Origin of the sequence: Robbsia andropogonis (assembly GCF_034047095.1) — a bacterium.
Lineage (GTDB): Bacteria > Pseudomonadota > Gammaproteobacteria > Burkholderiales > Burkholderiaceae > Robbsia > Robbsia andropogonis.
Window position 1 is genome coordinate 2,628,973 of record NZ_CP139170.1, and the last position, 18,715, is coordinate 2,647,687.

The 18,715-nt window shown below is 60.3% G+C and carries 17 protein-coding genes, 2 tRNA genes and 1 pseudogene; 2 read left to right on the forward strand and 18 right to left on the reverse strand.

What is annotated here, in order from left to right:
• Positions 1-15: 15 nt before the first annotated feature.
• Positions 16-933, reverse strand: a complete 918-nt coding sequence (locus SJQ66_RS24905; protein WP_024901403.1) for a LysR substrate-binding domain-containing protein — start codon at positions 931-933, stop codon at positions 16-18.
• 50 nt (positions 934-983) lie between these two features.
• On the opposite strand from SJQ66_RS24905, the gene SJQ66_RS24910 reads away from it, so the two are divergent.
• Both SJQ66_RS24910 and SJQ66_RS24915 read left to right on the forward strand, forming a co-directional pair.
• Positions 984-1,124: a hypothetical protein gene (locus SJQ66_RS24910; protein WP_320534670.1), complete on the forward strand. Its 141-nt coding sequence runs from the start codon at positions 984-986 to the stop codon at positions 1,122-1,124.
• A 237-nt stretch (positions 1,125-1,361) separates the two neighbouring features.
• Positions 1,362-1,438, forward strand: a tRNA-Pro gene (locus tag SJQ66_RS24915).
• A 379-nt stretch (positions 1,439-1,817) separates the two neighbouring features.
• On the opposite strand, the pseudogene SJQ66_RS24920 reads toward SJQ66_RS24915, so the two are convergent.
• From SJQ66_RS24920 to SJQ66_RS25000, 17 genes and pseudogenes are all read right to left on the reverse strand, one after another.
• Positions 1,818-2,273 (reverse strand): annotated as a pseudogene (locus SJQ66_RS24920) (MerR family transcriptional regulator); the annotation flags it as partial.
• 59 nt (positions 2,274-2,332) lie between these two features.
• Positions 2,333-2,746, reverse strand: a complete 414-nt coding sequence (locus SJQ66_RS24925; protein ID WP_024901405.1) for an integration host factor subunit alpha — start codon at positions 2,744-2,746, stop codon at positions 2,333-2,335.
• 217 nt (positions 2,747-2,963) lie between these two features.
• Complete coding sequence (pheT, locus tag SJQ66_RS24930; protein ID WP_320534671.1) at positions 2,964-5,396, reverse strand: phenylalanine--tRNA ligase subunit beta; 2,433 nt, start codon at positions 5,394-5,396, stop codon at positions 2,964-2,966.
• Between the two features lie 213 nt (positions 5,397-5,609).
• Entirely contained in the window at positions 5,610-6,623 is a 1,014-nt protein-coding gene (pheS, locus tag SJQ66_RS24935; protein WP_024901407.1) for a phenylalanine--tRNA ligase subunit alpha, read from the reverse strand.
• 295 nt (positions 6,624-6,918) lie between these two features.
• Positions 6,919-7,278, reverse strand: coding sequence for a 50S ribosomal protein L20 (gene rplT, locus SJQ66_RS24940; RefSeq protein WP_024901408.1), 360 nt, complete (start codon positions 7,276-7,278; stop codon positions 6,919-6,921).
• Positions 7,279-7,299: 21 nt separating this feature from the next.
• Positions 7,300-7,497, reverse strand: coding sequence for a 50S ribosomal protein L35 (gene rpmI, locus SJQ66_RS24945; RefSeq protein ID WP_024901409.1), 198 nt, complete (start codon positions 7,495-7,497; stop codon positions 7,300-7,302).
• A gap of 267 nt (positions 7,498-7,764) precedes the next feature.
• The gene (infC, locus tag SJQ66_RS24950) at positions 7,765-8,286 is read right to left on the reverse strand and encodes a translation initiation factor IF-3 (protein WP_081764707.1); all 522 of its coding nucleotides are present in this window, start codon (positions 8,284-8,286) and stop codon (positions 7,765-7,767) included.
• 49 nt (positions 8,287-8,335) lie between these two features.
• Positions 8,336-10,243 (reverse strand): threonine--tRNA ligase, encoded by a 1,908-nt coding sequence (gene thrS / locus SJQ66_RS24955; protein WP_024901411.1) that lies wholly within the window; start codon positions 10,241-10,243, stop codon positions 8,336-8,338.
• 327 nt (positions 10,244-10,570) lie between these two features.
• Positions 10,571-10,647: transfer RNA gene (locus SJQ66_RS24960), tRNA-Val, on the reverse strand.
• Positions 10,648-10,742: 95 nt separating this feature from the next.
• Positions 10,743-13,040, reverse strand: a complete 2,298-nt coding sequence (locus SJQ66_RS24965; protein ID WP_024901412.1) for a RelA/SpoT family protein — start codon at positions 13,038-13,040, stop codon at positions 10,743-10,745.
• Between the two features lie 40 nt (positions 13,041-13,080).
• The gene (locus SJQ66_RS24970; RefSeq protein WP_320534672.1) at positions 13,081-13,434 is read right to left on the reverse strand and encodes a RidA family protein; all 354 of its coding nucleotides are present in this window, start codon (positions 13,432-13,434) and stop codon (positions 13,081-13,083) included.
• A 159-nt stretch (positions 13,435-13,593) separates the two neighbouring features.
• On the reverse strand, positions 13,594-14,517 hold the full coding sequence (locus SJQ66_RS24975; RefSeq protein WP_046152621.1) for an alpha/beta fold hydrolase: 924 nt from the start codon (positions 14,515-14,517) through the stop codon (positions 13,594-13,596).
• Complete coding sequence (locus SJQ66_RS24980; protein ID WP_024901415.1) at positions 14,514-15,194, reverse strand: 3-oxoacid CoA-transferase subunit B; 681 nt, start codon at positions 15,192-15,194, stop codon at positions 14,514-14,516. Before SJQ66_RS24980 ends, SJQ66_RS24975 begins: the two co-directional genes overlap by 4 nt.
• A gap of 19 nt (positions 15,195-15,213) precedes the next feature.
• A complete protein-coding gene (locus SJQ66_RS24985) occupies positions 15,214-15,924 on the reverse strand; it encodes a CoA transferase subunit A (RefSeq protein ID WP_024901416.1) in 711 nt (236 codons plus the stop codon).
• A 323-nt stretch (positions 15,925-16,247) separates the two neighbouring features.
• A complete protein-coding gene (locus SJQ66_RS24990; RefSeq protein WP_046152665.1) occupies positions 16,248-16,607 on the reverse strand; it encodes an acyl-CoA thioesterase in 360 nt (119 codons plus the stop codon).
• A gap of 319 nt (positions 16,608-16,926) precedes the next feature.
• A complete protein-coding gene (aroC, locus tag SJQ66_RS24995; RefSeq protein WP_320534673.1) occupies positions 16,927-18,027 on the reverse strand; it encodes a chorismate synthase in 1,101 nt (366 codons plus the stop codon).
• A 117-nt stretch (positions 18,028-18,144) separates the two neighbouring features.
• Positions 18,145-18,708: a CBS domain-containing protein gene (locus tag SJQ66_RS25000; RefSeq protein WP_024901419.1), complete on the reverse strand. Its 564-nt coding sequence runs from the start codon at positions 18,706-18,708 to the stop codon at positions 18,145-18,147.
• Between the last annotated feature and the right edge of the window lie 7 nt (positions 18,709-18,715).

Genomic DNA, 18,715 nt, shown 5'->3' on the forward strand with positions numbered 1-18,715 from the left:
CGCTGTTTTCGGACATCACGAGGCGTCCGGCGGTTTCGCGAAACCCTGTTCCTCCAGGACGTCTGCCACACGGTCGGCAAATGCGCGCGCCAGCAATGACAGCGGCTCGACACTGGAATGAACCAGACTGACCGTCAGTTCGGCACCCTCGTCAATCGGCCGCACGACGAATTCACCGCCCGTACGGCTCTTTACCGAAAACTCATCGACCAGCGCGACCCCCGCCCCAGCCGCGACGATCGAGCAGGCATTCTGCGGCGACGGTACTTCCACGGCCACACGCAACGGCTCGTCAGCCTGTTGGTACATTGCTTCCACCAGCCGCCCGAAAGGCGTGCCCGGCGGATAGCCGATCAACGGAAACGGGCGCAAGTCCGTCATTTTCAGATGGGCATGATGCGTCAGCGGATGTCCCTCCGGCATGATGCAGACGATCCGCCCCTGGCGCAACGGCGTAACGGTTAAATTGGGATGCGCGACCGGCATGATGGTGATGCCAAGCTCCGCTTCATGCGAGATGAGGCTGTCGACCAAGGCGCCGAAGTTTTGCCCCCGCAATGTCACCTTGACGTCAGGATGCTGCGCACGAAAGCGGGTAATCGCGTGCGGCACGATCTGATGACTGATACTCGGACTGGCCACCACATGCACGATCCCGTGCCGCAACTCGGCCAGTTCCTGCGCGCACTCATTGACACGACGCACGCCTTGATAGACGTCGTCGACGCGGCGGAATAATTCACGCGCCTCGGGAGTGGGATAGAGTCGGCCCCTTGTCCGCTGGAACAGCGGGAAGCCCAGACGGGACTCCGTATAGGAAAGCAGGCGGCTGACCGCCGGTTGTGACACGCACAATACCCGCGCAGCAGCACTGATGGAACCGGAGGTCATCACCGCCCGGAACACTTCGATTTGCCTGAGATTCAATGCCATCTTGCTTATCGTTCGCATGAGTGGGTGCCCGACGATAGCAGAAAACAGCCGTGAACGATGCACGGTGGACGATGGACGAGGCTGCCCTGCGGCACGGCAAGGGCGGCAACCGTATGTTGTCGATTCGCACGACATGCGACAAATTTGCCGCGCACCAGGTTCATTCCCGCACACCTGCCGCAGATGACTGATCCTCTGGAACGTTGTCCGGTAAGACGAGTAACACCAGGAAGATGCGTGGTATCGCAACACGGGCTGACCGCCACATCGCGACACCGCACCAGGCGATGTGCATTTCCGCAGGCACGCGATCGCATCATGAACAGGAGGAGGAATGACATCCTTCGCCATCCCCCTCTCCCGCCAAGGTACGGCTTCATTCACGAAGCTTGTTCGAATCGCACGGTATGGTTATAATTGCGTTCTTTCGGGGCGTAGCGCAGCCTGGTAGCGTACCTGCATGGGGTGCAGGTGGTCGGAGGTTCAAATCCTCTCGCCCCGACCAAGACTGAGCCCGCATAATCATTCGGTTATGCGGGCTTTTCGTTTTGGCAGATGCAATATGGGGCCATCTGATATTGGAAGCGGTCCGATGCACGACGCCTTCAAGTCAACGTATCCAATCGATCAGATCGTCATCCATCGACAATGAAAATCACGCAGCACCACCGCCAGTAGGCGGTTCAGGACTCTTGTTCCGGGGAATGCTCCGGATTCGCTTCGTCGCCAAAGTCGAATTCCAACGCTTGTTCTTGCGCACGTTCGGCGGCTGATATCGCGGCAGACGCAGAACCGGTACTGCCCCTCCCTTGTAGCCTTGCCTCAGCCGACGGACGTGCAACCAAGGAAGTCCCCTTCGCGGTTGCCTGTGATACCGCCGCACGCAACGCATCCCGTACCTCGACGAGGTCGTCCCGCAGTCGACTCAAATCAACTGCCGCATTGTCGAAGGGGTTCGCCTGGCGCTCGCCAATCGAGAGGACGTCACTGCCATCGGGACCATTTGCCTCCCCTTCGGCCAATACCCCACCCGCAACATGCAGGTCCTCTTCCTCGTCATGGGCATGGGCCCCACCGGACAGCTTGTTGCGCGCACCGTTGATCGTGAATCCTTGCTCGTACAACAAGTCACGAATGCGGCGGATCAGCAATACTTCGTGGTGCTGATAATAGCGGCGATTGCCGCGGCGCTTGACCGGCTTGAGTTGCGTGAACTCCTGCTCCCAATACCGCAGCACGTGTGGCTTGACGCCACACAGCTCGCTCACCTCACCTATCGTGAAATAGCGCTTCGCCGGAATCGGCGGAAGAGGTAGGGCGGCAGTTGCAGCTTTATCCATGGTCAGGGTCAGCGCAATAGGTCAGCGGCAATGAGCCTGGGCATCCATGGCGCCACCGTTCAGCGAACGAGGGCTGTCTTGGACGTTCCGCCTTCCACGAGCCCCTTCAACTTCTGACTCGCATGGAACGTCACCACCCGCCGCGCGGCGATCGGAATCGCTTCGCCCGTTTTCGGGTTCCGGCCAGGGCGCTGCGGTTTGTCCCGCAATTGGAAGTTGCCGAAACCCGACAACTTCACGCATTCCCCGCTTTCCAGCGCGCTGCGCAACACGTCGAAAAACGCCTCGACCATGTCTTTTGCTTCACGCTTGTTCAATCCAACGTTGTCAAACAGCAATTCGGCCAATTCCGCCTTCGTCAACGTCGGCGTCTCGGATACATTGGTATTGGTCACGGTTACCGCTTCGCGCGTTAGCGTGCTGCGTTGGGCCGACACCAAGGCCTCGAATTCACTGGAGTCCATTTCATTCATATCAAATACCGGATGCCACCAGGCATCCTCGCCGTAGTCGTTTCCCTATCGGGATGCTCAGAATCCGGTCGGAAACATGTCGGGCAAGCCACGCACCGCGTGCCGATGCAAGCCTGTATGACCGCAGCACCGATACCAACTCGCCCATGTCCTAAATCCGTACGGATTCATTCAGGCAAGACGCATGGTCACATCGCACTGTGCCGTTCTCCCGTCATCAACCACGAAGCCGCGCGCCGAAATCACGCGCCAATCGGTCGACGAGGATCTGCACGGCCGCGTCGGCCGCACCCTCCTGAAGCGTCCCGCCAGTATCTTGCAAGCCAATTCTGAAAGCAAGGCTTTTCTCGGTGGTCGCCAGACCGCCCGATTGCCCATCCTTCGGTCGAAATTCATCAAACAAAGCAATATGTTGCACAATCTGGCAAGCTGGATCACGACGCGCATCCCGCAGTGCATCCAGGAGTGCCTGAACCCCCACTTCGCGGTCCACGACCACGGCAATATCGCGTCGTGCCGGCGGAAATTTCGACACCGGCACCGGGTCCGGCAACGCACGATCGGACAGCGCCGAAGCGTCCACCTCACACACCACCGGCGCCCGCGGCAGGTCGTATTTACGCTGCCAGCTCGGATGCAATTCTCCCAGCCAGCCGACCACCTTGCCGTCCACTTCCACACGGGCACTACGCCCAGGATGCAAGGCTGGGTGCGCGGCCCGCACAAAGCGGGGCACCACCGGCGCGAACAGCGCCTCCAGGTCCCCCTTGACGTCGAAGAAGTCCACCTGGCGCGCCGTCTCGCCCCATTGCTCGTCCGCAGCGCCGCCGTAGGCCAGCGCGCCCAGCCTGACCGGTTGCGCAATCCCTGCAATCGTCATCGGTCCCGCCGACACACCCGCATCGCGAACGAACACACGACCCAACTCGAAAACACGCACACGATCCGCGCGACGGCTCAAGTTATGCTTCAGCACATCGACCAGGCTGCCGATCAACGTGCTGCGCATCACCGACAACTGGCTCGCGATCGGATTCAACAGCTTGATAGGGGATGCATTCCCGGCAAAATCCGTTTCCCACTGCGCATCGACAAAGCCGAAGCTGACCGTTTCCGCGTAGTCCCTTGCCGCCGCGCGATGCCGGATGTCATGCACGGAACGATGGGTCTCATCCGTGCCGCGCATCCGGTTCAGCGCTATCGGCGCACGTAACGGAATCTTCTCGAAACCATGGATGCGCGCAACTTCCTCGATCAAATCCTCTTCGATTTCGATATCGAAACGATAGGACGGCGGCGTCACCGCAAATACCTCACCCTCCTGCGTGAACGGCAACCCCAGCCGCGTGAACACGTCGCTGACGATCGCGTCGCTGAGGGGAATGCCGATGATCCGCGCGGCCCGCGACACGCGCATCGCCACCGGCTTGCGTTGCGGCAGATTGACGATTTGATCATCGATCGGACCGACTTGGCCGCCACATACATCCACCAGTAAACGCGTGATCCATTCGAGATGATCGACCGTCGTCGCATAATCCACGCCACGCTCGAAACGGTGCGTCGCATCGGTCGAGAAGTTATAACGCCGCGCACGTCCGCGCACGCTGTCCGGCCACCAGAAAGCCGCTTCGACGTAGATGTTCGTAGTGTCAAGCGTGACTGCCGTACTGTCGCCGCCCATGATGCCCGCCAAGCTCTCGACGCATTGACCGTCCGCGATCACACCAACCTGTTCATCGAGCGTGACCGTATTGCCGTTCAACAGCTTCAACGTCTCACCGGTCTTCGCCCATCGCACATCCAGATCCCCGTGGATCGTGTCGAGGTCGAACACGTGCGTGGGTCGACCCAGTTCAAGCATCACGTAATTCGAGATGTCGACCAGTGCGGATACACTGCGCTGGCCGCAACGCGCCAAACGTCGCACCATCCATTCCGGTGTCTTGGCGCGCGCATTCACACCGCGAATGACCCGGCCGGAAAAGCGTCCGCATAAATCGGGCGCGCTGATCTTGACTTGGCGCAGTTCATCCAACGTCACGGCCACCGGCGTAAACGCTTCGCGCTGCAACGGCGCTCCGGTAATGGCGGCTACCTCACGTGCGATGCCGTGCACGGAGAGACAGTCGGCCTTGTTCGGCGTCAGCTTCACCTCAAAGACCTGATCATCTAGATCCAGATACGCCCGGATGGATTCACCAACCGGCGCGTCCTCGGCGAGGATCATCAGACCCACACTGTCATCGGACAACTTCAGTTCCTTGGCCGAGCACAACATGCCGGCACTTTCCACCCCCCGGAGCTTGCCCAACTTGATCTTGAACGGCGCCCCTCCGACCTCGGCCGGAGGCAGCTCCGCGCCGACCAACGCCGCAGGTACTTTGATACCCGGTGCCACATTGGGTGCGCCACAGACGATCTGCAGCGGCTCGCCGTGACCCACGTCCACGCGGCAGACGTTCAAGCGGTCCGCGTCGGGATGCTTCTGTACGTCGATCACCTGCGCGACCACGACCTTCGTGAACGGCGGCGCGGCCGGTGTCACGCCTTCCACCTCGATACCGGACATCGTCAACGCATGCGCAAGCGCATCCGTCGACAGCGGCGGATTGACGACTGTTCTAAGCCAGGATTCCGGGAATAACATCTTGTTCGTTTCCTTGTTGCCTTCTCTGCGCGATCCATTCGACGGCCTCGGTGTGCTACACCGTCGGCGCGGCGCCTTGTCGCGCAGATACCGTACCGGACGTCGCCGCGCGTCGCGCGATCCGATGCCCGATACCTATCCGAGAGCGGTACCGCCACCGCGCGAACCCATGCTCACGCATGCGCCCCACCCGGGATGCCCGCTCCGCTGACGTTACGCGAACTGCTTCAGGAAGCGCAGGTCGTTTTCGAAGAACGGCCGCAAGTCCTGCACGCCATAACGCAGCATCGTCAACCGTTCCAGTCCACTACCGAATGCAAAACCCACAAAGCGCTCCGGGTCCAACCCCATGTTGCGCACGACGGCAGGATGCACCTGGCCCGCACCCGAAATCTCCAGCCAACGCCCCGCATTCGCGCCGCGTTCGAACATCATGTCGATCTCCGCCGACGGCTCCGTGAACGGGAAATACGACGGACGAAAACGTACGACGATGTCGTCGCGTTCGAAGAACTGGCACAGGAAGTCCGTGTAGACGCCCTTCAGATCGGCAAAGCTGACGTTCTCGTCGATCCACAGCCCTTCGACCTGGTTGAACATCGGAGAATGCGTGGCGTCGCTGTCCACGCGGTAGGTCCGGCCCGGCACGATAACCTTGATCGGTGGCGTATGCGCACGCGCATAGCGGACCTGCATCGGGCTCGTATGCGTGCGCAGCAGCAACGGGCGTCCTTGCTCGTCCTTGTCCTCGATATAGAATGTGTCCTGCATCGAGCGTGCGGGATGGTTCTCCGGACTGTTCAACGCGGAGAAATTGAACCAGTCGTTTTCGATCTCGGGACCATCGGCCACATCGAAGCCGATCGACGCGAAGATGCGTTCGACGCGCTCGCGGGTCTGCATCACCGGATGCAGCGTGCCGGTCTGCGCCCGACGCCCCGGTAATGTCACGTCGATCGCTTCGGCTGCGAGGCGCTGGTTCAGCAATGCGTCCGCCAATGCCTGGCGGCGTGCGTTCAAGCCATCCTCGATGGCCTGTTTCGCAACATTGATTCGTGCGCCTTCCTGCTTGCGCACGTCCGGATCGAGCTTGCCCAGGCCCTTGAGCAGCTCGGTCAATTGCCCAGCCTTGCCGAGATACTTGGCCTTTTCATTTTCGAGCGCCACAACGTCATTGCATTGCGCAAAACCGTCGAGCGCGACCGTCACAATCTGGTCCAGGTCCATAAATCTCTTTTTAATGCGCCGCCGTCACCGCCATCCGGGTCGCTCGTACCGAGCGCAACCAAGGTGTCGACATTGCCTTGCTGCCAATGTCGCACGCACGCAGTCAGCGGACTATCACGTCAGCGAAATATTCGTCGCCTGATGGGTCACATCTCGCCATCATGCAATATCAACAAAAAAGGGGGCCACCAGCCCCCTTTCCCGCACTACAGCGCGATGTTGCCGCGCTTGCCCTCGCCTGGGCGACGGCGAAAAAAACGCGTGCACGCCATCCTGCGCGGCACGCGCGTTCTCCTTACGCTGCCTGCACTTCCTTCACGCGAGCAACGATTGCAGCAAATGCCGGCTTGTCGAAAATCGCCATGTCGGACAGCACCTTACGGTCCAGTTCGATAGCCAACTTCTTCAAGCCATTCATGAACACGCTGTACGTAACACCATGCTCACGCGATGCCGCGTTGATACGTGCAATCCAAAGCGCACGGAACACGCGCTTCTTATTACGACGATCGCGGTACGCGTACTGGCCGGCACGCATGACGGCCTGCTTAGCGATACGGTAGACGTTATTGCGACGGCCGCGGTAACCCTTGGCCTTGACAATGATCTTCTTGTGACGGGCCCGCGCTGTGACCCCGCGTTTTACTCTAGGCATGGAATGCTCCTATTTGCAGGGTTAAGCGTACGGCATCATCGCGCGCACGGACGCAACGTCCGATGCGTGGACACCTTCCGTACCACGAAGATGACGCTTGTTCTTCGTCGTCTTCTTGGTCAGGATGTGGCGCTTGAAGGCTTGACCGCGCTTGACGGTACCGCCCGGACGCACGACAAAGCGCTTGGAGGCGCTTTTCTTCGTCTTCATCTTCGGCATGAGAACCTACTCCAACTCTTTGGCATGACACCAGGTGTCCGGCTTCCGCCGTCCTTGCTTGACCCGACATCACTTGTTTTCGCGACATGGGACGGCAACACCGTGTCCATACCGCCCCCAATGACACACTGCATCATCGGAGCCCTGCACGCCGCTTGCACGCCAACGTTACGGCATCACCGCCATGGGTCCAAAACCCCCATCGCCTAGGTACCGCTCCGTCCGTTCAACCGCGTCCAACCAGCGCCTTACTGCTCTTAACCACGGTTACTTCTTCCGCCTCGGACCGATCACCATGACCATCTGACGCCCTTCCATCTTCGGCATCTGTTCGACCTGACCCACTTCATCCAGGTCCGTGCGCAAACGCTCGAGCATTCGCATGCCAATTTCCTGGTGGGCCATCTCGCGACCGCGGAACCGCAGCGTGATCTTCGCCTTATCGCCTTCGTCGAGGAACCGCGTCAGATTGCGCAACTTGACGTTGTAGTCGCCATCATCCGTACCCGGACGAAACTTGACTTCCTTGACTTCGACGATCTTTTGCTTGAGCTTGGCCTCGTGCGCCTTTTTCGACTCCTGGTATTTGAACTTACCGTAGTCCATCAGGCGGCACACGGGCGGCGCGGCGTTCGGTGCGATTTCCACCAAGTCGACATCGGCCTCGCTGGCCAGTCGGATGGCTTCAGCCAACTTCACAATGCCCAGCGGCTCGTTTTCGACGCCGTTCAAACGCACTTCAGGTGCGAAGATTTCACCGTTCAGACGATGAGACTTTTCCGTAGCGATGTTAGGTTTCCCCTATGATCGTTGATATTCGATGCGGCCGTACGCAGGCTTATTGGTAGGTCCGGATTTCTTCCAGAAGCCGAGCCGAGAACGTGTCCAGAGCCATGGTGCCCAGGTCCACATTGCCTCGCGCACGCACCGCGACGGTGTGCGATTCGCGCTCCTTTCCGCCCACAACGAGCAGATAAGGAATCTTTTGCATAGTATGCTCGCGTATTTTATAGCTTATCTTTTCATTTCGCAAATCAACCTCTGCCCTAACCCCTTGTTTTTGCAACGTTTGGGCAACAGATTGCGCGTAATCGGCCTGATCACCGGTAATATTCATCACTACCACTTGCACCGGCGAGAGCCAGGAAGGCATGGCGCCGGCATGGTTTTCGATCAACATGCCCAGGAATCGCTCGAACGAACCGATGATCGCACGGTGCAACATGACGGGTCGCTTGCGCGCATTGTCCTCGGCGACGTATTCCGCGCCGAGACGCTCCGGCAGCACGAAATCGAGCTGCAGCGTACCGCATTGCCATGACCGTCCGATCGCATCCTTGATGTGATACTCGATCTTCGGGCCATAGAAGGCACCTTCGCCCGGCAATTCCTCCCAGGAGAGATCACACTTGCGCAGTGCCTCGCGCAGCCCCTCCTCGGCACGGTCCCACTGGGCGTCGTCACCGGCACGTTTTTCCGGCCGCAGGGACAACTTCACCGCCACCTCGTGAAAGCCGAAGTCCTTGTAGATCCGCATCGTCAATTCATTGAAGGCGATCGCCTCCGAATTGATCTGGTCTTCGGTACAGAAGATATGCGCGTCGTCCTGGACGAAACCACGCACCCGCATCAGTCCATGCAATGACCCGGATGGCTCATTACGATGACAGGAGCCGAACTCGGCGAAACGCAACGGCAAGTCGCGATACGACCGCAATCCGTGATTGAAGACCTGGACGTGACCCGGGCAATTCATCGGCTTGACCGCGTACTCGCGTTTTTCCGATTCCGTGACGAACATGTTCTCACGGTAGTTGTCCCAGTGACCCGAGCGCTCCCATAGTGATTTATCCATCACCATCGGCGTCTTGATCTCGCTGTACCCGGACGCATTCAAGCGCTGCCGCATGTATTGCTCGACCGCCTGCCATAGGGCCCAGCCCTTCGGATGCCAGAACACCATGCCCGGCGCTTCTTCCTGCAGATGGAACAGGTCGAGCTGCTTGCCGAGCTTGCGGTGGTCACGCTTTTCCGCTTCCTCGAGCATCGTCAGATACGCGTCCTGGTCTTCCTTCCTGGTCCAGGCCGTGCCATAGATCCGCTGCAATTGCTCATTGTTCGCGTCGCCGCGCCAATACGCGCCGGCCACCTTCATCAGCTTGAATACCTTCAGCTTGCCGGTGCTAGGCACGTGCGGACCGCGACACAGATCGGTGAAGCCACCATGCGAGTACAGCTTGATGTCTTCGTCGCCCGGAATCGCGGCGATCAGTTCAGCCTTGTATTTCTCGCCGATGCCAGCGAAATAGGCAACAGCCTCATCGCGCGAGACGACACGACGCGACACCGGTTCGTCACGCTTGGCGATTTCCTGCATGCGCTTCTCGATGCGCTCCAAGTCTTCCGGCGTGAACGGCCGCGAATAGGCAAAGTCATAGTAGAAGCCATTGTCGATGACCGGGCCAATGGTGACCTGCGCCTCAGGATACAGCTCCTTGACAGCATAGGCGAGCAAATGCGCGGTCGAATGACGCACGATATCGAGGCCTTCCGGGTCCTTGTCGGTGATGATCGACAGCGCCACATCGCGATCGATCAGCGCCGAGGTATCTACCTCCTGACCATCGATCTTTCCGCCCAATGCCGCTTTTGCCAGCCCCGGACCGATCGACGCGGCGACTTCCGCCACGGTCACCGGGCGCTCGTATTGGCGCACGGAACCATCAGGCAAGCGTACCGAAATCATGCTGCTCTCCCACCCCGCCTTTTGGCGCGGATCAATTGAATCCCACTGTGCAACAACGCGCCTTCCCGCGAGGCACCCAGACGGTACCCGCCACGCCATCGACAAGCGGGCCACACAAAAACACGGATAAAAAAAATGCGGCCCACCAGGGGCCGCATTTCATTTTCGCGATATCGATAAACGAACTGAACCGGTCCCTATCAGGATTCCTGAGTCGTACCGGTCAGCGTTCGCAGGAACATCGTATTTCCTCGTCACGTTCGTCTATCGGGCACCGCTTCCGAATTGTACTTTCAACCCGGATATGCCTACTGACTGCAAATTCGTTGGTAGGCTCGATTGGATTCGAACCAACGACCCCCACCATGTCAAGGTGGTGCTCTAACCAACTGAGCTACGAGCCTAAAGAAGCAAGATTATAGAGCATCTACCGAAAGTTGCAAGCGCTATTTAACACATACCACCGCACTTCCCTCACCTGCCCCACCGCGCCTTCGCTTCACAACCGACGCGAGGCCCGAATCATACCCGAAATCTCGGATAAAACAAGTAGTGCCCGACGACATTGCTCGGCGCTGCGCACCTCCACTGTGAAATGCATATAGGCATGGTGGCGTTTCGATACCGTCTTGACACCCACGACGTTGATCTTCTCGCGTGCGAAGATATCAGAGATGTCGCGCAACAGGCCTTGCCGATCCGTCGCCTCGATCATCAAGTCAACGGGATACACGGTATCGCCGCGACCGCCGATCGCTTCGTCGGACCACGCCGTCTCAAGCACGCGCTCCGGCGCTTCTGCGGCCATCCGCGCAAACGTCGGACAGTCGGCACGATGAATCGACACCCCTTTGCCTCTCGTGACAAATCCGGCAATGGCATCCGGTGGCGCCGGGCGGCAGCAGCGCGCGAGCTGCGTCATCAGTGCACCCACGCCCACAACCAATACGCCGCTGGATGCCCCACTGGCAACACTGCGCCCGCTGCTCGACTTGGCGACGATCTCCGGCTGTTCTTCCACCACCGGCGGCCCGTCGTGCAATGCCTGTTCAACCTGCCGCAGGCTGAACTCCTCTTTCCCGACGACGACAAACAAGGCATCCGGGTTCTTGAAACCCAGCTTATTGGCCAGGTCATCCAGGTTGACAGACGTCTTCCCTTCCCGCTGAAGCGTCTTTTCGACCATCGCCCGACCCGTGGCGATGCTTTCCTGCAAATCGAGCGCGTTAAACCAGTTCCGCACCTTCTGCCGCGCACGCGGGCTATGCAGATACCCCAGGTTTGCATTCAGCCAGTCACGCGATGGGCCGCCTTGCTTGACCGCGATGATCTCAACCGTCTGGCCATTGCGCAACGGGGTATTCAATGGCACCATCGCACCGTCGACACGAGCGCCCCGGCAGCGGTGACCCAGGTCGGAATGCAGATGATAAGCAAAATCAACCGCCGTGGCGCCCTGCGGCAACGCAATCACGCGTGCCTGCGGCGTCAATACGTAAATGTGATCGTCGACCGGCGTCTGCTTGATCTGTTCCCACGCCTGCAACGCACTTTCCGGACGGTCCAACCGGGGGGCGTTGCCGTCGGTGCCGTCGTCGACGCCTTCGCCACGCTCGCCGGCGATATCGTCCTTCCATGCCAGCAATTGCCGCAGCCAGGCAATCTTCTCGTCGTAGCGTTCGTCGGCGGCGAACTGTCCCGCATAACCGCGTGGCCCGGCCTCCTTATAGCGCCAGTGCGCGGCAACCCCATATTCGGCGAACTCGTGCATTTCACGGGTACGGATCTGCACCTCGAACGCCCGACCATCGTCACCGATGACAACCGTGTGCAGCGACTTATAGCCATTCGGCTTGGGGCGGGAAATATAATCGTCGAACTCCTTCGGGATCGGTTGCCACATGTTGTGGACAATTCCCAGCACCGAGTAGCAATCCTTGACGTCGCGCACGATGACGCGAAACGCGCGAACATCGTACAGCTCGGAGAAATCGAGGTCCTTGCCGCGCATCTTGCGCCAGATACTGTAGATATGCTTTGGCCGGCCGCTGACCTCGGCAACGATATCCGCCTCGGAAAGCGCTTCGCGTAGTTGCGCGATTGCGGCGCTGACATAGGCTTCGCGCTCGACCCGCTTTTCATCGAGCAGACGCGCAATCCGCTTGTAGGTGTCCGGGTCTTCGAAGCGGAACGCCAGGTCCTCCAATTCCCACTTGACCTGCCAGATACCCAGGCGATTCGCCAACGGCGCGTAGATTTCCAGCGTCTCGCGTGCGAGGTCCGGCGCAGGCGCGCTTTTCGTCGCCGCGTGATGGCGCAGCGTCTGCAGACGCGATGCAAAGCGAATCAGCACGACCCGGATGTCCTGCGCGAATGCCAACAGCAGTTTGCGCAACGATTCCACATGCAGGCGGCGCGCCGCCTCGGCATCGCGGTCCAGACCCTTGCTGCCGCGCTCCGCGGCCCGCACGCCGACGACGCCGAGCTGGGACAGCTTGCGCACGTCGGCAATCAGATGCAGCACTTCCGCCGCCAACGCGTCGCCGAGCAACGCCGTGATATCGTCGGTCCGGTCGGCGATCGGATACAGGATGGCGGCCAGCAGCGAAGGCAAATCCGCATCGAGCGAAGCGAGAATCCTGGCGGTCCCGGCCCCGTGATCGACCAGGGACTCGCCGGATTTCATCGTCATCTCCGACGCGACTTCCCGCACGCGCGCGCGCGCCGCGTCCAATAAGGGCGAGGCGTCAGGAGACCCGGCGGGCTCCGGGAGGGATGCGTCGTTTGCTGTTTCCATGAAATTCGTCAAGACCGATGCGCCGCCGTACTGTCCGCGATCAATCCTTTTGCGCGGCAACCACGACCACTTCCACGAGGCAAGCCGGATTCGCCGGCTTGGCTTCCACCGTCGCACGCGGTGGGGTATGGCCGGCGGCCACCCAGGCGTCCCAGGCCCGGTTCATTTCAGCGAAGTCGCGCATGTCGGCAATATAGATCTGCACTGAAAGCAGATGTTCCTTGTCGCTGTTCGCCTCACCCAGCAAGCGATCGATATGACCCAGGACTTCGACAGTCTGTGCGTAGGCATCACCCGTCGTGTCCTCGGCAATCTGTCCAGCCAGATATACGGTACGGTTGAAAATCGCGGTCTCCGAGAGACGCGCGCCAACGTGGTGACGAACGATCGGCATGCAATATATCCATTAAAAAGTGAGGGCGGACACGATTATCCCGAAGTGCCGACGCGTTTGCCCGCGCCAATGCCAAGCAACACGCCTTGCACATTTCTGGTGCAAGCATGCATGATACCCGCTCAGTGGATATTTTAAGCGAGGTGACGCCCCTTCCGTTTACGACGCGTGCAAAAACTGCGTAACGAGCACGGTCTGGGCCGGATCGACGAAGGTGGGCGCGTGTCCGACGCCCGGGACGGTTGCGCTCGAAAACCGCGCGCCGCACGCCAGCATCCGCTCTAATGTCTGCGCCGAAAATAAGTCCGAATCGCCGCCACGCACGATCAGTGTGGGGCAGCGTATCGATTCGAAGGCATGCCACATGCCTGCCTCGGCGGCATCCAGAGCGGCCGCGTCGAGCGAGGCGGCCATCCGGAACGCCTCGGCGATACCGGGATCCGCACGCAAAGCGTAGCCGACGACGGCACCGCCGTCATCGTAGACGCGCTTGAGCATTGGTGCATTCAGGGCGCGCCATTGCTCGGGCGTATGGGCGCCAAAGCCCGCGCTGTGCGCAGTGATGTAGTCGACACCCTCCTGCGCACTTTTGAACATCGGCGCCACGGTCCCGCCCCGTGCAGCCACTTCATCCAGATAAGCACGCAGCCGAATCAGCGATGACGGCTCCAGATGTGGCCCGACATCGTTGATAACCATCCGTTGGATCGGCGTGATCGGCATTGCCGCCAGCAGCATGCCTATCAAACCACCCATCGACGTTCCCAGGTAATCGATCCGGGTCAAATGCAATTGTGCGAACAACGCCAACATATCGCCGACGTACTGCGGGAGAACATAGCCGGCGGGATCGCTTAACCAGTCCGATTTACCCCGCCCGACGACATCCGGACAGATGACACGATGTGTCTGCGCCAGGCGCGCGGCCAGCACGTCGAAATCCCGCCCCGTCCGACTCAGGCCGTGAACGCAAAGCAGCACACGCGGGTTGTGGGGATCGCCCCATTCCACATAGGCCATCCTGTGCGGCCCCCTCGTACCGGCGCAGAGAATCGTGCCCGTGCGTGGCGTCGCCGCGCTCATGCGTCCGCGTCGCGCGGTAACGCTTGCGTGGTGGCGGTCACCGTGTCGTCAAAATGCACCGGCGCGCCGGTTTTCTCCCGCACCGTCTCGGGCGTGACGTCGGGTGCGAGTTCGATGACGTGCAGACCGTCGTTGGTCACGTCGATGACGCAGAGGTCGGTAATGATCCGATTCACGACGCCAAGGCCGGTCAGCGGCAATTGGCAAGCGGGCAGGATCTTGTGTTCATCCCCTTTCGCCACATGCTCCATCAGCACCACCACTCGCCGTACGCCGGCAACCAGATCCATCGCACCGCCCATCCCCTTGATCATCTTGCCGGGGATCATCCAGTTGGCCAGGTCCCCCTTCTCGCTGACCTGCATGGCGCCCAGAATCGCCAGATCGACGTGACCGCCGCGAATCATCGCAAACGAATCCGCCGACGAAAAAAACGACGAGCCGGGCAGCGTCGTAACCGTCTGCTTACCGGCATTGATCAGGTCCGCGTCGATCTGGTCCTCGGTTGGCGACGGGCCGATACCAAGCAAACCATTCTCGGACTGCAACCATACCTCCACGCCCGGCGGCACATAATTCGCCACCAGCGTCGGCAGACCGATACCGAGATTCACATAGAAGCCGTCTTCGAGTTCCTGGGCGGCGCGGGCCGCCATTTGTTCACGTGTCCAAGGCATGCTCGATTTTCTCCAGGATTCAGGTGGCGCTGGCGGGCGCACGAACGACGCGCTTCTCGATGCGCTTTTCCGGATGCGCATTGACGACGATCCGTTGCACAAAGATACCGGGCGTATGAATCGCATCCGGGTCCAATTGCCCGACGTCGACCAGTTCCTCGACCTCCGCGATGGTCACGCGGCCCGACATTGCACAGAGCGGATTGAAGTTGCGCGCGGTGGCGCGGAAGAGAAGGTTGCCAGCGCGATCGCCTTTCCACGCCTTGACCAGCGCGACGTCCGCACGCAGGGACGACTCCAGCACATGATCGATACCGTCGAACGCGCGCACTTCCTTGCCCTCGGCAACCATCGTGCCGACGCCGGTCCGAGTGAAGAACGCCGGAATGCCGGCGCCACCGGCGCGCAGCTTCTCGGCCAGCGTACCCTGGGGCGTGAACTCCAATTCGAGTTCACCCGCGAGGAACTGCCGTTCGAATTCCTTGTTCTCGCCCACATAGGACGAGATCATCTTGCGGATCTGCCTGCTTTCCAGCAATAGCCCCAGGCCAAAACCATCGACACCGGCATTATTGCTGATACAGGTCAAGTCCTTGACGCCACTCTCGCGCAAGGCCGCGATCAGGGCCTCCGGAATACCGCACAAACCGAAACCGCCGACGGCCAGCAACTGTCCGTCCTGCACAACGCCGGACAGTGCCGCCGCTGCGCTCGGATACACCTTGTTCATCTGCCTCCCCCCACGACTGAAGCGTTCGAGATAGGCCACCACGCCATTCAGAATCTTCCCGTCCGCAAGACCGTCACGGCCGGTTCGCCTGTGATGCGGCAACCGAAATGCGCCTCTTCGCCACGCGTTGGCGCGACGAATAAAGCTCGCGTGCGCCTGTTTGAGTGCGCAAGTGCTATTGTTCGGTGCAGCATAGCAGACCACTGCGCTGCCGGATCATGCGAAAACATGACTTACGGAGCGTTTACAGGAAAACCCTAATAGGAGGCGGGGTAGCGTAGGGCGAGGCAGGCGTGCGGCACATGCTCTCCCCCGCCACGCCCTCAGGCTAATGGTGCCGGCAATCGCGCCCGCAAGGCATCCGGTAACGGAACGGATTGCCCTAATGCGTAGTCTGTCCACACTACGGTGGCTCCGCCGTCCGATACGACAACGTCCGGCTGGTCCTGGCGGCGCACGTCAAAGCGGGTATTCATGCTGCTGCGGCCAGGCGGCTTCGCGTACAGGGTGCAGATGATATCCGCCGGGTAGATCAACTGCCGGCGATAATTCATGAACGCATTGACCACGGCAGGGCCTTGGCCTACAGGCCGCTGCAGGCCGAGCGATTCGAGCCACAGGATGCGCAACTGGTCCATATACACAAAATACATGCTGTTGTTCACATGGCCATATGCGTCCATATCGCCCCACCGAATCGTCAGCACCGTCTGGAACACTTGCTGGAATTCGCTATCGAGCGCCGCACCGGAGTCACCGGCTGAAGGTGCCGCACCCACGGCGGCGAGATCTCGCCCGGTGCTTACCACCTTGGGCATTACCGGCTCGCGCCGCTCGCTTGCATCATCCATCGAATTCTCTCCTTTGCGCCATCACCGAAAACGCTAAAATAGCACGCCCGTGCGTCACAAGAGAGGCTTGTCCGTGACCACGGGACAATATCAGAATGATTCCATTACAAACCGGCCGCGGACATCGCGTTCGTGTGCCCAAAACGGGCTATCAGGGCTTCGCGGCCGGAACGCGCGGTGTATCGGTCCGCACATCGGCGTTCTGTGCGCGATGGCGTAATGCGTGATCGATCAAAACCAATGCCATGACCGACTCAGCAATCGGCGTTGCCCGGATACCGACGCACGGATCGTGACGTCCAAACGTCTCCACCGTCGCGCCGCTGCCATTCAGATCGATCGATTCACGCGGCACACGAATGCTCGACGTCGGTTTGATCGCGATGGAGGCGACGATGTCCTGCCCGGTGCTGATACCACCAAGCACACCACCAGCATGATTGGAAGCGAATCCGGCAGCGGTGATTTCGTCACCATGCTCGGAGCCGCGTTGGCGAACGCTGTCGAACCCATCGCCGATCTCAACGCCCTTGACCGCATTGATGCCCATCAGCGCGTGAGCGATATCCGCATCCAGCCGGTCGAACAGCGGCTCGCCCCAGCCTACAGGCACGCCATTGGCCACCACGCGGATGCGCGCGCCGATCGAATCGCCATCACGACGCAATTCATCCATATAGGCTTCAAGTTGCGGCACGATCCCCGCATTCGGCGCGAAGAACGGATTGGTCGGCACGTCTTCCCAGGATGCAAAGGGAATATCGATCGGTCCGAGTGCGCTCATATGCGCACGCACCACAATTCCATAGCGCTCCAGCAGCCATTTCTTCGCCACCGCTCCCGCCCCCACCAGTGGCGCCGTCAGCCGCGCAGACGAACGGCCGCCACCACGAAAATCGCGAATACCGTATTTCTGCCAGTACGGGTAATCCGCGTGGCCGGGCCGGAAGGTCTGCGCGATATTGCCGTAGTCCTTGCTACGCTGATCGGTATTGCGGATCAGCAGGCCGATGGGCGTGCCGGTGGTTTTGCCCTCGAACACCCCTGATAGGATTTCGACCTGATCGGCTTCCTGGCGCTGCGTCACGTGGCGTGACGTGCCGGGACGGCGTCGATCGAGTTCGATCTGGATGTCGGCTTCGGCAAGCGCCATGCCGGGAGGACAGCCATCGATCACACAACCGATAGCAGGGCCGTGTGATTCACCAAAGGTGGTGACGGTGAACAAGGTGCCGAGCGTATTTCCGGACATGATGCGGGAAGCCTGCAGAAGGACGTGGTGAAGCCGGCATTTTACCCCACCCGTCGCGGCAGCCCGCATACCATTGCCAACCGCCCGACCCCGTTACGCAACGCGGCTCGGGCGAGATCAGATCCGAAGGTCATCCGAGACCACGTCCTCGTGGGGCCAGTCCCGGATATAGGCCTTCAGCATCTGGTTTTCGAAACCTTGCGCTTCGACCACGGCACGGGCAACGTCGTACAGGGAAATCACCCCCATCAACATGCGATTATCGATCACCGGAATGTAACGGGCATGTCGCTCCAGAAAGGACTGCCGTAACTGATCGATGTGCATGTTCATCGTGCCCGAGATGAATGCGGTGTCCATCGCCGAGCGCACGGTCTTATCCCCCACCGTGCCACCGTTGGCCTTGAGCGCTTTCAGCACCTCACGGAAGGTCAGCATGCCGACCACTTCCCCGGCTTCCAGCACGACCAGGGACCCGATGTCATGCTCTGCCATCAAGTCGGTCGCGACGGACAGTTTCTGGTCCGCTGAAACCGTGTACAAAGCCGTTGCCTTCAATGCTTCGAGGTCATCCGCCGCCCCCTCTGGCAAGGGTTTGCGCAATACTCCCGCCGGGGCGTCGTTCAACCGCACGTCGGCCGCCGGCACGTTCTTCAATCGCAGTATGTCCTTGACTCGCATGATGACC